This window comes from Bacillus sp. 166amftsu, from assembly GCF_900107445.1.
GTDB classification, from domain to species: Bacteria; Bacillota; Bacilli; order Bacillales; family Bacillaceae_G; genus Bacillus_A; species Bacillus_A arachidis.
In genome coordinates, this window is the sequence record NZ_FNQA01000001.1 from 1 (window position 1) to 15,830 (window position 15,830).

Annotated in this window: 16 protein-coding genes and 1 pseudogene; 9 read left to right on the top strand and 8 right to left on the bottom strand. The window is 33.2% G+C overall.

Translation table 11 applies throughout. The annotated features are described in order from the left end of the window. Positions 1–1,045, bottom strand: a 1,045-nt coding sequence (locus tag BLV40_RS00005) for an IS4 family transposase (RefSeq protein ID WP_090686891.1), incomplete at its 3' end; no start/stop codon positions are given. Positions 1,046–1,197: 152 nt separating this feature from the next. Between BLV40_RS00005 and BLV40_RS00010 the strand changes: the two genes are divergently transcribed. The 6 genes and pseudogenes from BLV40_RS00010 to BLV40_RS00040 all read left to right on the top strand — a co-directional run. Then, positions 1,198–1,806, top strand: coding sequence for an ArsR/SmtB family transcription factor (locus tag BLV40_RS00010; protein WP_090686893.1), 609 nt, complete (start codon positions 1,198–1,200; stop codon positions 1,804–1,806). Next, positions 1,799–3,055: an MFS transporter gene (locus tag BLV40_RS00015; protein WP_090686895.1), complete on the top strand. Its 1,257-nt coding sequence runs from the start codon at positions 1,799–1,801 to the stop codon at positions 3,053–3,055. The genes BLV40_RS00010 and BLV40_RS00015 overlap by 8 nt, the downstream gene beginning before the upstream one ends. 392 nt (positions 3,056–3,447) lie before the next feature. Continuing rightward, the gene (locus BLV40_RS00020) at positions 3,448–4,185 is read left to right on the top strand and encodes a class I SAM-dependent methyltransferase (protein WP_090688247.1); all 738 of its coding nucleotides are present in this window, start codon (positions 3,448–3,450) and stop codon (positions 4,183–4,185) included. 542 nt (positions 4,186–4,727) lie between these two features. Beyond that, positions 4,728–4,991 carry a transcriptional regulator SplA domain-containing protein gene (locus BLV40_RS00030; RefSeq protein ID WP_026592698.1) on the top strand — a complete coding sequence of 88 codons (264 nt, stop codon included), beginning with the start codon at positions 4,728–4,730 and terminating at the stop codon, positions 4,989–4,991. Beyond that, positions 4,988–6,016 (top strand): spore photoproduct lyase, encoded by a 1,029-nt coding sequence (gene splB, locus BLV40_RS00035; RefSeq protein ID WP_090686898.1) that lies wholly within the window; start codon positions 4,988–4,990, stop codon positions 6,014–6,016. Before BLV40_RS00030 ends, splB begins: the two co-directional genes overlap by 4 nt. A 142-nt stretch (positions 6,017–6,158) precedes the next feature. Next, positions 6,159–6,287, top strand: a pseudogene (locus tag BLV40_RS00040) (MarR family transcriptional regulator); the annotation flags it as partial. A 104-nt stretch (positions 6,288–6,391) separates the two neighbouring features. Here BLV40_RS00040 and BLV40_RS00045 read toward each other — a convergent pair. Continuing rightward, positions 6,392–6,748 (bottom strand): carboxymuconolactone decarboxylase family protein, encoded by a 357-nt coding sequence (locus BLV40_RS00045; protein ID WP_026592696.1) that lies wholly within the window; start codon positions 6,746–6,748, stop codon positions 6,392–6,394. 157 nt (positions 6,749–6,905) lie between these two features. Further along, positions 6,906–7,529, bottom strand: coding sequence for a TetR/AcrR family transcriptional regulator (locus BLV40_RS00050; RefSeq protein ID WP_026592695.1), 624 nt, complete (start codon positions 7,527–7,529; stop codon positions 6,906–6,908). A gap of 124 nt (positions 7,530–7,653) precedes the next feature. Here BLV40_RS00050 and BLV40_RS00055 point away from each other — a divergent pair, with 124 nt between their 5' ends. Further along, a complete protein-coding gene (locus tag BLV40_RS00055) occupies positions 7,654–9,882 on the top strand; it encodes an MMPL family transporter (protein WP_090686900.1) in 2,229 nt (742 codons plus the stop codon). A gap of 104 nt (positions 9,883–9,986) precedes the next feature. Here the strand turns inward: BLV40_RS00055 and BLV40_RS00060 are convergent, their stop codons facing one another. The 4 genes from BLV40_RS00060 to BLV40_RS00075 form a co-directional block, all read right to left on the bottom strand. Further along, the gene (locus tag BLV40_RS00060) at positions 9,987–10,151 is read right to left on the bottom strand and encodes a DUF4021 domain-containing protein (protein WP_081811062.1); all 165 of its coding nucleotides are present in this window, start codon (positions 10,149–10,151) and stop codon (positions 9,987–9,989) included. Positions 10,152–11,082: 931 nt separating this feature from the next. Continuing rightward, a complete protein-coding gene (locus BLV40_RS00065) occupies positions 11,083–11,331 on the bottom strand; it encodes a DUF2164 domain-containing protein (protein WP_026592693.1) in 249 nt (82 codons plus the stop codon). A gap of 15 nt (positions 11,332–11,346) precedes the next feature. Beyond that, on the bottom strand, positions 11,347–11,805 hold the full coding sequence (locus BLV40_RS00070; protein ID WP_026592692.1) for a peptidoglycan recognition protein family protein: 459 nt from the start codon (positions 11,803–11,805) through the stop codon (positions 11,347–11,349). Positions 11,806–11,820: 15 nt separating this feature from the next. After that, positions 11,821–12,624 carry a protein phosphatase 2C domain-containing protein gene (locus tag BLV40_RS00075; RefSeq protein ID WP_026592691.1) on the bottom strand — a complete coding sequence of 268 codons (804 nt, stop codon included), beginning with the start codon at positions 12,622–12,624 and terminating at the stop codon, positions 11,821–11,823. A 119-nt stretch (positions 12,625–12,743) separates the two neighbouring features. On the opposite strand from BLV40_RS00075, the gene BLV40_RS00080 reads away from it, so the two are divergent. Further along, on the top strand, positions 12,744–13,583 hold the full coding sequence (locus BLV40_RS00080; protein ID WP_139265429.1) for a YitT family protein: 840 nt from the start codon (positions 12,744–12,746) through the stop codon (positions 13,581–13,583). A 29-nt stretch (positions 13,584–13,612) separates the two neighbouring features. Here the strand turns inward: BLV40_RS00080 and BLV40_RS00085 are convergent, their stop codons facing one another. Then, positions 13,613–13,981 carry a VOC family protein gene (locus tag BLV40_RS00085; RefSeq protein WP_026592689.1) on the bottom strand — a complete coding sequence of 123 codons (369 nt, stop codon included), beginning with the start codon at positions 13,979–13,981 and terminating at the stop codon, positions 13,613–13,615. A 277-nt stretch (positions 13,982–14,258) separates the two neighbouring features. Here BLV40_RS00085 and BLV40_RS00090 point away from each other — a divergent pair, with 277 nt between their 5' ends. Then, entirely contained in the window at positions 14,259–15,788 is a 1,530-nt protein-coding gene (locus BLV40_RS00090; RefSeq protein WP_090686903.1) for a BA3702 family sensor histidine kinase, read from the top strand. The last annotated feature ends 42 nt before the right edge of the window (positions 15,789–15,830 follow it).

The following is a 15,830-nucleotide window of genomic DNA, read 5'->3' on the forward strand; positions in this document are numbered from 1 at the left end:
CGATTTGCCAACGCAAAGAATACCAGTCATGTACCTGTCCCATCGGGACAATATCTGTAGGGGTGTTTGTCATATATACATTGATACCACTGAGTCGTTTACTATGAGGAGAATACTTCATTCCTTTCTTTTTTTCTCTTACGGCTTGATCTTGTAATCGTTTTTGTTGCTGTTGTTTTGTTAATCGATGAACAATTACACGAGCTGGCACTTTATCAATCATTCCTACATAAGCATCAGCTATTTCACATGTTTGTCCTGGTTGAAGAGAGTTCATTAAGACCTCCATATCTAACTGTATATACTCTGTACTTTTCTTAATTCTTCCATCTTGAAAATAATCAGGGTTAGGATTTTTTTGATAAATACGTGTATTCGACTTGATACGAGAGATATAGTAGGCCTCTTTATCTTGTATATACTGAAGGTCTTTTAAATGAAAATAACCTAAATCTCGGATACATAAATCATTCGCCGTCACAGTTGGGGCACACAGAGAGCCGTAAGTGCGATCATGTTGTTTACCTGGACCTGTATGAATATGTAGGAACTGTCCACTTAACAAATCATACTCAAGTTGAATTTTTATCCCAGCTGTATGGCTGCATCCTCCTGCACCTGGATAAACCGATGAAAATACATCCGGGAGTTGAAATGCAGTTGAATCTAAAATACGAATACGTTTGAAAACAGAAGTGTATGGAGAAGAAATCGGCATAGATGAGGCTAATTTTCGGTTTAGTAGTTCAGCCAATATGTGTTGTAAAAATTGGACAGCCGCTTTATTAAATCGTTGATTCAGTCCCTCCGGACTGATGAGCACTTCTGTTGATGCTTCTAAACAGCTAGATAACTGAGTTAAAGAAGTTGTAGCGACATTTTGGCTCATCCATACACATAAAGCGACTAAATCTTTTGCTTGGTATTTACTAGTTCGTTGCACAAAACCAACATCTCTAGCAAGTTCTCGTAAGATATTTGGGGATAAGAAGCTTTGAACTTCTTGAGCAAATAATTGTAATTCATCAGATACAGAAATAGACATACAAAAACGCCATCCTTTCCTATAATTCTAGAAACAGGATAACGTTTTTTAAATTTTTTAGAAAATATTTTATTTTTATTGACAATAGTCAGAAAAAACAGTTATATTTATGTCAATAAAAACTGACTAGTCAAAAGAAAGGAACATGTTAAATGACGCAAAAAGATATATTAATTCTAAATGAGTATGAACAATTAAAATCATTAAGTGATCCTTTAAGAGTTCAAATTCTTTCTTTTTTGATTGAAGAACCTCGTTCAGGGCAACAATTGTCACAAATTATTGGTTTGTCACGTTCGAAAATTCACTATCACTTACGTGATCTAGAAAAGAATGGTTTAGTCCAAATAGTAGAGGAAAATAAGAAAAGAAATATGACTCAAAAACTATACCAAGCGGTTGCTAAAAGTTTTATCCCCTCTAATAACTTATTACCTTTTCATTCGGAGTATGGAGAAAGTCGTAGGTTATTAACCATTGCAACTTTAGAGAGAGCAAAGAGTCGTGCTTTATCAGCTCCTGAAAATGCTTTTTTAACACAGTCTGAAAAGCCAGAAGAATGGGCTAGAATATCAAGTCAAATAGAAATTCGCACAACAAAAAAGCGATTTGAAGAATGGGTTGCTAAGTATCATGATCTTTTAAAAGAACTCCATGATATTGATGAAATAGAGAATAGTGACGCGGAATGGTTTTATTTAGCCACAGTCGGATTCCAAGTAGATGAGCCTCATTTTAAGGAAGGGGATAAAGATGAGTGAACCTGTTTTACAAAAAACTGCAGTCACGACAAAAGTAAAATCTTTATTCAAACAAAAATCTTTTATATTACTTTGGATTAGTACCATCTTCTCTGGGTTGAGTTTCAGTATGTTTTATTTTGCTGAAGCATGGTACGTTGTTCAGGAGTTAAATTTAGAAGCTTCCTTAGGGATTATTTATATTATTGGAGCAATTCCTCGGATTTTATTTATGTTGTTAGGCGGCGTGTTAGCTGATAGACTAAGTCAATCGAAAATAATGTTTTTTTCAGACTTAACAAAAGCCATATTAATTGGAGGATTAGTTTTATTGTTGTTATTTACAGGTGAGATACATCTCTGGACATTAATTATTTTTGCGTTATTTTTTGGTGTTTTGGATGCATTTTTCTGGCCTGCATCTAGTTCTATTACTCCCGTTATTGTTCCAAAAGAATTTCTAACAAGGGCGAATTCAATTATTCAGACTACAAGTCAATCTACTTCAATTTTGGGTCCAATGATAAGTGGATTTATAATTGTTGGATTTGATTATACAGGGATTTTTAGTTTGATTACAATCCTGCTGATTTTAGGTAGTTGCTTTATATTTTTTATTAAAGTTAATAAACAAGTTGTTAATACTCAAGAAAATAAGCATCATTTGCTTATAAGTTTAAAAGAGGGAATTAGCTATGTTAGGAAGGCACCAATATTAATGGCTTTCATTTTAAAAACATTATTTTTGAATCTTTTTTTCGTAGGTCCATTAACTATAGGATTACCGATTTTTGTTAAAAATATATTGGAGGGAGAAACAATAGACTATAGTTTTATAATGTCGTTTTTAGCTATCGGGATGGTACTAGGCTCTATTATCCTTGGTATTATAAATCTCAAAAGAAAGAGAGGAATTCTTAGCCTAACCTCACAAATGTTTGTAGGACTTTGTTTCTTGATATTAAGTTTTAGTAATGAACTATGGCAAAGTGTTGTTATTGTTGTTTTTTTGGGGATATCAATGACAATTTCTAATATATGTGCTGTTTCTGTTGTGCAAAATGAAGCTGAACCAGAAATGATTGGGAGAGTAATGAGTATTCAAACAGTCTCTTCCATGGGATTAACACCCATTTCCTATGGATTGACTTCATTAAGTCTTTCACTTGAGATAAATATAAAATTTATTATTATGGTTGGTGCCTTATCTTTAATAGCATTTACCTTATATATATACTTTAAAATTCCAGCATTACGAACTGTCGATTAAATCATTAATTATAAAATAACTTTAGGAAATGAATACACTACTGAATATCTAAATCACTAGGGTTGTAATTAACTATAGAGATACAAAATTTCATTTGGGGGGCATTATAAAATTTTAACTTGATAGCAATGTGGCGGTACCCCATGCCCATCAACTTAAGAAAACAGATCAATCCCAAAAAGAAAAAATGTGCTTCTTTGTTGCAAGTTAACATAAAACTTTCGTTCTGGCGGGCTCTATAAAATTTTTAGTTGACGAAAATATGTCAGCATCCTTATAGCAAAATCCAAGCGTACCGACAATTGCAAAAAGCTGGAGATTTTGCTGGTGTAGAATCCATTGGTACCCACACCATGCGTAAAACCTTCGGCTATTGGTTCTATAAACAAAAAATGAAACAAAACATTTATGATAATCCGTTTTTCTTTAAAAAGTATAAGTCATTACGTAAAACTGGATTTACCTTTAATGATTTTGTTGAACAGCCAGCAATTAAATCTATAATTGCTAATCTTACAGATAAGTTTGTATTAGATTTGGGATGTGGAACTGGTCATTTTTCTATGTACTGTGTAGAAAATGGTGCCTCGAAAGTTATAGGAGTGGACATCTCAAGAAATATGATTGAACAAGCTGAAATGTATAACAAAAACGAAAAAATAGATTATATATGTGTACCAATAGAAGAACTTAATTTGCCAAATCAAAAATTCGACTTAATAACAAGTTCTTTAGTTATACATTACATAGAAGATTACTCACATCTAATTAAGAAAATAAGAGGTCTGCTAAAAAATGATGGTGAATTTATCTTTTCAACAGAACATCCAATAGTAACAGCTCGAAAGGAAATGAATAATTGGTTCAAGGATAATAATGGAAACAGATTACATTGGGCATTAGATAATTACCAAGAAGAAGGAAAAAGGAAGGAACATTGGTGGATAGATGGTGTTGTTAAATATCACAGAACAATTTCAACATTAATTAATACTCTTATAGACAACGGTCTTGTAATTGAGAAAATTATTGAGCCAGAGTCAACTCCAACAGGATTAGAAAAAATGCCAGAATTAATAAATGAAAAACGGAGACCATCTTCTATTATCATTAAATCAAGAAAATATTGAGATTGAACCCTCGTTGATTAACTACTGGCTTTATTTTTAAAAAAGAGTAAAATCTTTTTCTAATTTTAAAAATAAGATTGTGAAGAAATACACTTAAAGTAACGGGTGCTTTAAGTGAGCAAGAAACTAAAAACTTTTAATTTCCGCTTTCGGAAATTATGTAAATGAGCTATCCATATGGATGGCTTATTTTTTTTGCTTAGCATGTTTTTTTTCCGAAATGCTGGCGATGCCCCATCGCTAGTAAGCTAAAATTTTATAGTACCCCCAGAACGAAATTTTGTGTTAACTTGTAACAAAAAGCTCATTTTTTCGTTTTGGGGTAATTCTGAATTCTTAAATTGATGGGCATGTATGGTGACCCCTAACAGCATAAAATACAATTCCGCTAGAAATATAAGCGCTATATTCTCTTTTGTTTTATCTTTGCACCAGAACCTAATTTTCCATAATAAAGATGACATAATTCTAAATCCTAAAGGGAAAATTTTATTAATGAATAACTTTATGTAGTAAATTTTATAAAAAGAAAAGGTGATAGAATGGAATTATCTAACGAAAGCAAAACTTATCATGCTGGAGATATTGTCTATGTTTTTTATCGCAATCCCCACACTCAGGATGTAGCAAATATACAAGCCGCAGCTGTTGTAAATAACCCTAATACTCCTAATGAATTAGCATTGTTTCTTTATGAAACTTATTATCCACTTTCACTTGAAATGGCTGTTTATTCTACAGAAGAAGAGGCAAACCAAGCTTACAACTACTACTATGGGGATGCTTCAGTGGGGAGGCTAGAATGAATAATCCATTTATGCCTAAACTTGTATACTTTGAACCCAAAGCACTGGATTATCCATTAGGGAGAGAGCTTCATGAAAAATTTGCAAAGATGGATGTAGAGATTCGGCATACTACTTCTCATAATCAAGTGAGAGATCTCCCAGGAGAAAACGATTTTCAAAAGTATCGGGTAGCAAAATCTACTCTTGTCGTGGGCGTTAGAAAAACACTAAAATTTGATACCTCAAAGCCTTCAGCAGAGTATGCTATTCCGTTTGCAACAGGCTGTATGGGCCATTGTCATTATTGCTATTTACAAACAACAATGGGAAGTAAGCCATATATCCGTACCTATGTAAATGTAGACGAAATTCTAGAAGCTGCTGACAAATATATAGAGGCACGTGCACCTGAACTGACAAGGTTTGAAGCCTCCTGTACATCCGATATTGTGGGAATTGATCATTTGACTCATACCCTCAAACGCGCAATTGAGCATTTTGGAGAATCCGAGTATGGAAAATTGAGGTTTGTTACAAAATTTCATCATGTAGATCATTTACTTGATGCAAAGCATAATGGAAAAACAAGATTTCGGTTTAGTGTAAACGCTGATTATGTTATTAAAAATTTTGAGCCAGGAACTTCGCCACTAGCTAAAAGGATTGAGGCAGCTGGAAAGGTAGCAAGATCAGGATATCCCCTCGGATTTATTGTTGCTCCTATTTATCTTCATGAAGGCTGGAAAGATGGATACTATCAGATGTTTGAGCGTCTTAATGCTGAATTACCCCCTGATGCACGTGATGATATCACGTTTGAATTTATTCAACATCGTTTTACAAAGCCTGCTAAGAGAGTGATTGAAAAAAATTACCCAATGACAAAATTGGAATTAGATGAAGAAAAAAGAAGATATAAATGGGGAAAATACGGAATTGGAAAATATATTTATCAAAAAGAAGAAGAAGAAGATATGAAAAATTATCTATATTCTTATATGGAGAAGTTCTTTCCCAATGCAAAATTAGAATATTTCACATAGAATGTATACGTGCATAAAAAAATTAGAGATTCAGGAATTAATGTACTTAATGATATAGTACACATTTATAGGTATTATAATGAATAAGGAGAAACAACATTTTCAAATATTAAATTTAAAATTAAGAATTTAGAATGTAAATATTTCGGCCAGACCAACAGTGACAGGAATTATACAACGGTTATTGCAAAAAGAATTTATTTTCACAACACATAATCCAAACGACAAAAGATCGCACCTAATATTCCTAACAGAGAAAACAAAAAACTTGAGTAGAATTAGCACACGCTCAAGTTTTTTGTTTTTATTTATTGTGTAAGAAGAGTAACACATAAACTCGAGCAATTTATTCCCCAATCCATGATGATATTCTTATTACTGCTTTAACTCTTGCATACATTCTTGTACAAGAGTAACTGCCTGACTTATAGTAGCACCACCACCAAATGCAGCTGTCACTCCCACTGCCTCAAAGATCTCCTGTTCTGAAGCTCCTTGATCTAGACATCCTTTAATGTGATAAATGATACAATATTCATCCTGAGAATAAAGGCTAATACCTAAAGCAATTAGCTGTTTTTGCTTTTTGGATAAGGTGCCTTCTTTAAAGCATTCCTCTGTAAAAGAATTAAATTGTTCAGCTAGCTTAGGCATTTTCTCAGTAAATAAACCCAAACCATACTTATAATGATGAAGTGCAGATTCTGTAGAGTTTCTACCTTCAAATTCCATATTTAATCCAGCTCCATTTCTCATATATTTAAACAAAAGTTAGTATGAACCTAATCCGAATTGATTAAACCTAATGGAGGAATTAATTAAAAGTTTACCGAAATGAATTGTGATCAATTAAAAAGAGAGTATTGTAGAAAAAATAATTAAGAAGCAATCATAATGACTTGCTTAGTCCGTTCCAATAAAAATCAACAATTTGTTGTGCTAAATCTTCTATATCAGGGATAAGGGGATTTTGATCAACATCTTTGTAGTCTCCAACGTATAGCAAAGCGACAAAGGCGTGAGCACTTAAAAGCGTGTGCCTTTTAGGGATTTCCCCTTCTTGTATCGCTTTATCTATAGTTTGTGCCAATACCTCATACATTTTATCTTCTGCATCTTGCATTTGTTTTAAGTGCTTATCAGACAAGGAAATCTTTGCATCCCTCATAAAGCTTTTTATATCAATGTCCATTGTAGCGGTTAAATGAATTTTTGCAACATCAAGTAAGCGCTCTTTAAGAGGCTTATTTGATGAAAGAATCCTATACATATTTTCTCTAATTCGAACCATCATTTGAACCATTGTATCAGTAAAAAGATCAGCCTTAGTAGCATAATAATAGTAAACAGTTGCCTTTGTCACATCACATTCTTTAGCAACATCATCCATAGAAACAATTTGATATCCTTTATTTAAAAATAATTTTGTAGCAATGTTTACAATTTTATCTTTTGTAGATATAGTATTTTTATTTTGACGTGGTCTTCCCAAGGGACGCTGTTTGTGTTCCAATTCTATTCGCTCCTGACTTTTCAGAGTTAAAAACATTATAGCATATTCATATAATAGTTCTTGATTAATTAACTGACTAGTATATATAATTACTGCAAAAGTTGAGTTAGAAAGGTGGATATTTATGAAAAAGCATCCTCTATATACTTTGGGACAATTGGTTGGGGGACCAAAAGCAAGGTGGATTACTCTTTTAGTATGGGTCTTATTAACCCTGGTTTTATCATTTACATGGCCAGCAGTTAATAAAGTTGAAGATGAGACGGCTCCAAACCTTCCTGAAAACACTATGTCACAACAAGCTAATCGTTTAATTAAACAGGAGTTTCCTAATGATGCTGGAAACCCCGCACTTATCGTTTGGCATAGAGACAAGGGTTTAGAAGCGAATGACTTTAAGACAATTCAAGATACTTACAAACAGCTAAAGAAAACACCATTAAAAGGTCAATCAATGTTACCGCCATTTGATACAATACCACAGCAAACATTAGCAAAGAGTGTTTCAGAAGATGGTACGTCTCTAGTAACTCCTGTATTTTTTAACACAACAGCAGGGACAGATATTCTTCAAGAGAATATGAATGAATTGCAGCGTATTATAAAGGATACTTTGGCAGATGATCCTTTTAAAAGAAAAATTTCTGATTCTGGTCTGCATGTTCGTCTATCAGGACCAGTTGGTATTCAGACTGATGCAGTAAGCTTATTCAGTCAGGCTGATGTAAAATTACTTATTGCAACAGTACTACTTGTTTTAGTTTTACTTATTCTTCTGTATCGCTCACCACTTTTAGCAATCTTACCTTTAATTGTAGTTGGGTTTGCTTACGGGGTAATTAGTCCAACTTTAGGATTTTTAGCAGATAAAGGATTGATTATTGCTGATGCACAAGGAATTTCAATTATGACTGTACTTTTGTTTGGAGCTGGTACCGATTATTGTTTATTTCTTATTTCAAGATATAGAGAGTTTTTATTAGTAGAACAAAATAAATTTAAAGCTCTGCAACTTGCTATCAAAGAATCGGGCGGGGCAATTATCATGAGTGCTCTTACAGTAGTAGTTGGATTAGGTACCCTTTTACTTGCTCATATTGGTTCTTTCCATAGATTTGCAGTACCATTTAGTGTTGCTGTATTCCTAATGGGGGTTGCCTCATTGACGCTTTTACCCGCATTACTAGCTATTTTGGGGAGAGTAGCATTTTTCCCATTCATTCCAAAAACAATAGAAATAAATGAAGAATATGCTAAGAAAAAAAAGAAAACAATTAAGTTAAAGGAGTTGAATGGGTTCTTAAGTAAAAAACTTGGAGATCTTGTTATTCGTAAACCATGGACAATTATCCTGTTAACACTATTCTTATTAGGTGGGTTGGCTTCATTTGTTCCACGTGTCCAATTTACGTATGATTTATTAGAATCATTTCCAAAAAATATGCCTTCACGTGAAGGATTTGATTTAATCTCTAATCATTTTTCACCTGGTGAGTTAGCACCTGTACAAATTGTTGTTGATACAAAAGGAAAAGATGTATCTGTCAAAGAAGAATTAACAAAAATTTCTTTTGTAGATCAAGTAACAGAACCAGTAAAAGGAAAACTGAATAATCAATTACAATTGTTTGAAGTTTCAATAAAAGATAATCCGTATTCTATTGAGGGGATGAATAAAATCCCTGAGTTAAGAAAAAGTTTAGAACAGGTAATGAAAAGTGCTGAAATAAGTGATGCTAATAATCACATATGGATTGGAGGAGAAACGGCTACATTATACGATACGAAACAGACAACTGAACGTGATCAAAATGTGATTATTCCTGTTATGATTGGTATTATCGCATTATTATTACTTGTATATTTACGTTCTGTTGTGGCGATGATCTACTTAATTGTAACAGTGATATTATCATTCTTCTCTGCATTAGGGGCAGGATGGTTACTACTTCACTATGGTATGGATGCGCCTGCAATACAAGGGGCGATTCCTCTATATGCATTTGTGTTCTTGGTAGCATTAGGAGAGGACTATAACATATTTATGGTTTCTGAAATATGGAAAAACAAAAGTAGCCAGCCACACCTTGAAGCAGTCAAAAACGGGGTGGTTCAAACAGGTAGCGTTATTACGTCTGCTGGTTTAATCTTAGCAGGAACGTTTGCTGTTTTAGCTTCACTACCAATCCAAGTGCTTGTTCAATTTGGTATTGTTACAGCAATTGGAGTACTATTAGATACATTCATTGTAAGACCACTTCTTGTCCCTGCCATTACAGTGGTTCTAGGACGATTAGCATTTTGGCCAGGTAAACTTTGGAGAAAAAAAGAAAGAACAAAAGTAGGTGCTTGATAATATTATAAAATTAAAAAACCAAGGAAAATTAATTTCCCTTGGTTTTTTATTAGAAATAATATATATATAATAAAAGTAGTATCTAAATACTAATTATTTTTTTAAATCTCCGTTTTTTGGTGTTCTTTGTTTTCTATATCAGTTTCAGGCATTCCGTACAAACCATTCATGGCTTGTTCAACTGGTTGAAGTCCAGTTTTTGTAGTTTCAGATCTTAAGCTTTTTGAGTTTTTACTCTTTTCTTTTTTAGAATGTTGAAAATTCATTTTTATACCTCCAAACACTAAATTTTTTTGAAAATAAAAAGCGTATGAGAGAGTTTAACAGATAAACAAATGGATTATCTGCCGATTGAATGAACAATTATTTAAGCTATTAATGTAATAGCATCATATACATAGTATGTCATCTTTGCTAAAAAATATGTAAGAGGATATAGCAAGATTTTAATTTAAATGTAAATTTAGGTAATTTCTATTACATAGGGGTACAGCCCATGCCCATCAACTTAAGAGATTTTAATACCCCATTGTCATCAAGCTAGTATTTTGAATTGCCCCTAAAACAAAAAAAAATATTATTTTATAGTTATTTATGAGAATTCAGCTCGTTTTTTTCGTTTTGGGGTAGTTTATTCTTGTTAGGTTGATGGGCATGTGGTAGATCCGGAACTTATACGCTTTATGGACGAGCACCACTTTCCACCTCACTTTCTATTTTAGTTTTTCTACATGCTTTTTTCACGATATGCATGAGAACGATATCGGAATATATTCAAAAATACTTCTCTCGTATCATTTCTTCTTTTTTGTCGAAATTCCTCTACCACCCTTCAAAAATGTATACATATGGAAAGACTTTTATGATGGAACAATTCCTTATATGTAAAAATGCTTCTTCCTGCATCATCTCCCTTCTATAGGAACGAACGGATCCCGATACCTCATACTGACTCTTCCGCAAGAAGGAATGTTAGGCCTTTACCTAACCACCATTCATCTCCCACCTACTCATTAGACCATGTCCTACCCATTCCTTGAGGTGGGAGTTTTCTGTTGGGGAATGATAAATGAAAAAATATTTACCTTTCAATATTTCTTCTCTTGTACATTCCATACAAATTGTGAAGCATACTATCGGTACCGTAACAGAAAAAGTAGATGAACATAAATAAAAAGAGCCTTTTATAAGCTCTTTTTATTTACCATTCTGTTTTTCTAATACATATAAATCCTCTTCTATGTTCGACAATTTATCTGTAACTAATTTTCTCGCATCTCCAATCGCTTGATTATATACATACGGTCCAAGTAATTTTATCATCTCTTCTATTAAACGCTCTGCTTGGAAACGTCCAATTGTATCTAAGTCCTCTTCTTCAAAAAACTGCTGAATTTGCTCTACAAGCTCCTCTTTCTTTTCATTTGGTATTTTTACATTCATCATGAATTATCTTCTCCTCTATTTTTGAGATAAGGTTTTCCTTAACTCTACCATAGAAAAGCGTATTCCTGGACAAGTTTTTGTAACACCTTCTAATTCACGATGACCAAGTATGTGTGCTTCACATATAGAGAATTGTTCCATTAAGTCTCTACATAACGAATGTAAAGAATCTATTTGTGCTATGGTTGGATCATATTTATCAAAATTACCTGTCATACAAATCCCTATCGTTTCACTATTATATCCTTTTGCATGGGCTCCAACATATAATCCCCTACCTTCAAACACAGTCCCCTCTTCTTCAATAAAATAATTATATCCAATACCGCTCCACCCTCTTACCTTTTGATGGAATTCATGTGTTTTATACACATCCCATCCATCTTCAGCTGTATGATGAATAATGATTTTTGTTACACATTGCAATGGCTTAAGCTTATCTCGAAAAGAGAATTTCGGTCTTTGAATTTTCATCTATATCCCTTCCCTTTACAAATGAATCATAATAGCAGTTTTATCATCCGGACGAATTCGTTTCTCTTGTTCTAGCTCTTCAATTATTGAAACATATGCCGGTATACCATATTTTTTGATATATTGTACTGTTTGTTCCAGTGACCAATCAGCATGAAATAGTCCATCAGAACAAATAAATATATCTTTTACTTCTCCTCGTGACAATATTCCTTGTTGAATCCATTCAATTGCTTCTGGCATTCCATTTGCTACTGCATATCCATTTGGCATATTAGCAAGATAACGATTATATTTTAATTGCTGTCTCACGTCATTAAATATATGTTCTTCCGGTACAGAACGTCCTTTGTTCCTATCTACTTCACGCTTTCTTTTCGCTCGTGTACTAATCCCTTTTACTGTATCCTTTGTTAACACCTTTATGGTTCCATCATGAAATGTAGCAACAATCATACAGTCACCAAGTTGAGCATATTGAATGATTTCATCTTTTATAAGAACTACAGCAATACATGTACACCATAAATGATGTTTCTTCGTCGTATCAATCCTATAATCTATCATTTTTTCTTGTAACGCTTCGTTTGCATTTACAATTTCCTCTTGTAAACTAGTCACTTCTTTTAGCGATGTAAAATGACTTGCAAATAAATGTGAGGCAAGATATGCTCCGTTATGCCCCGTTTCATCTTGAAATGGTGTAAGCGGTGTTGCTCCATCACACACACCATAAACTAGCATATCTTCATTACAAAAAAGTGTATCCTCACACTCCTGTTTCAAAGGACTTTTCTGTTGGTATCTTTTTATTTCCATTTCTTTACACTCCTCTATCCAACAATACTAACTATTCAAATTTTTTTGATTAATCTAATTTCCCTAAATAAACTGTTTTCCCAAAAGGCTTTCAATTTCATATATAATCTTGAAATAATATGATTTTTTTAGTGAAGGACGGGAAAAAGATGGTCAGATTTCTTGGAGTTATCATTGGTTCTATCATTATTGCAGTTGCCTTTAATCTTTTCCTCATCCCCCACAAAATATTAAGTAGTGGAATTGGTGGAATTGCTATTATCTTAGGAATTGTAACCCCTGTAAATACAGGAATTATTAACTTTGTATTAAACTTACCAATTCTTATTTTAGGATACATAGGCCTTGGAAAAAAAGTGATTTTTAATACCGTTGTCTCTGTTATAGTATTATCTGTAGCATTATACTGGATTCCAGTACAAATCGTCGCAAAAGACCCACTTCTTTCTTCCGTATTTGGAGGCGTAATTGCCGGTGCAGGAGTTGGTCTTGTCTTTAATTGTCATGGTTCCACCGGTGGATTCGATATTATCGGCATGCTATTATCTCGCAAAAGGGATATTAAACTCGGTGGTTTTCTCATTATTTTGAATACAGTTGTTATTGTAATTGCTGGATTTTTCTTTGACTGGGATGTAGCATTAACGAGTTTACTTTCAATCTATGTAACAGGTAAAGTAATCGATGCTGTCCATACAAAACATCGTAAAGTTACACTTATGATCGTAACAAACCAAGCTGAAGAAATGAAAAAGAGACTTCTTTCAACTGTGGTACGTGGAATTACACTTCTTGATGGTGAAGGAGCTTATTCAAGTGAAAAAAAACGTGTACTTATGACGGTTGTTTCGCGTGAAGAGCTTGCTGATATGAAACTAGCCATTTCTGAAATTGATCCGCAAGCATTCGTAAATATTACAGAGACGGTTGAAGTATTAGGTTTATTTAGAAAAGGTTAAAAAACTAGGTAGAATTCCACCTAGTTTTTTTATTTATTCTCCATAAATTCTACTCTATTTCCAAATGGATCTGAAACATAAAATCTAATTACATCTGGTCGAGCATGATCATCTATAACTTGAACCCCTTGCTCGATTAATTTTTGTTTAAATTCTTCAATTCTATGAACATAAAAAGCTGGATGTGCCTTTTTAGCAGGAGAAAAGGTTTGTTCAACTCCTATATGAATTTCTTGATTTCCACAACGAAACCAACAACCGCCACGTTTTCTTAATTCTTCAGGTTTTGGAATTTCTTCTAAACCTATTTTATGTCCATAAAATTCTCTTGCCTCTTCTTCACATCCTACAGGTGCTGCTACTTGTACATGATCGATTCCTTGAATGTAACTTACCATATATCTCTCCCCCTTTATATTTTTATTTTATAGTATACTGCTTAAAAAATAACTTATTTATATTTTATAAAACACGATAAGATTTACTAATCAACTATATACATATTGTTTGTTTTATAATGAAGAGGGTATTTTAACAAGCACCGATTAAAAAGAGCGAAAAAACATTCAATTCTGTAACTTTATTTTTTATAGAAATATATAACATTTTTCATATATTATATTTATAATAGGTTATTGAATCTGTTTTAGATGCTAGTTGCATGGAGGAAAAGTTATGAGTCGGAAAAAGTTTTCATCTATTCAAAAAAATCGTCATTCGGCTGTGCCTCGCCGTTTACAAAGTCATATACAAAATTGTACTTTAACAGAAATGTATGCATCTCTTTTTGAGCATAATCCTGATAGTATTATTTCACTGAACTTACAAGGAATCATATTACATATTAATCCCTCTGCAGAAAAAATATTAGGATATACTTCAGAGGAATTAGAAAGAAAAACAATTACGTCTATTATAGAAGCACATATTTCTGATCAAGTACTACAACATATAAAGAATACTACAGCTGATAATCAAGAAGAATACATACTTTCTATCCGCCATAAAGATGGATATCAAATAGATGTAGTTACAAAATTAGTCCCTATTTTTATTCAAAATCACCTCTCGGGTGTATATGCAATTATGAAACCTCTCGAAAAATCTGAACGAATTGAAAAAATGTTAAAAGAGAGCGAAAAACGATTGCGCACATTAATGGATTCAATGCCAGCCTTTGTCATCTTTAAAGATCATGAAGGACGCTGGCTTGAAGCAAACGATTACGCACTTTCTTGCTTTGATTTTCACAGCGTTCCTTATCATGGAAAAAAAGATAGTGAACTCGTTCAATATAACGAAGCGTACCGCGAAGCATTTTTACATTGCGAAGAAATTGATGAACTTGCATGGCAAAAAAAACAAATTATTCATGGTGAAGAATTGGTTTTTCATAAGGATACATCCAATATGATTTTGGACCTTTCAAAAGTTCCACTCTTTCACCCTGACGGATCCCGAAAAGGACTCATTGTTATGGGCAGGGATGTTACTGAATTAAAAGAAACAGAGAAATTACTACGAAAATCTGAAAAATTAGCGGTAGTCGGACAGCTAACGGCAGGAATAGCTCATGAAATACGTAACCCATTAACAGCTTTAAAGGGATTCTTAACATTATTACGGCCTGATATTAGTGAAAAAAACAAGTGGTATATAGATGTTATGCTAAGTGAAATTTCACAAATTGAATCCATTACAAGTCAATTTATGGCGATGTCTAAACCACAAGTTTTATCTATCCATTCTTGTCAAATCCAAACAGTAATCGAAGAAGTTGTAACCTTCATTTTACCTACTGCGGTTATGCATAATGTACATATTATTATGGATCATTCTTCTGCTCTGCCCGAAATCCAATGTGATGCTAATCAGTTAAAACAAGTCTTTATTAATATTTTAAAAAACGCCATTGAAGCTATGCCAGATGGTGGAAATATCTTTATTAAAACGAAATCATTAAAAGATAATTTCATTTTAATACGTATTTTAGATGAGGGCTGTGGTATTCCGCAGGATCGTATTTCTCGTTTAGGTGAGCCTTTCTATAGTCTAAAAGAAAAAGGCACCGGACTGGGTTTAATGATGTGTTATAAAATTATCGATGAGCATCACGGTAAACTTCAAATCTCAAGTAAATTGAATAAAGGAACAACTGTAGATATTCGATTACCCATCTCCCCGGTGCCGAATAATAACAAGTAGCGTTTCATTCATTTTCTCTTCTCCCTATCATATTATTCTCTT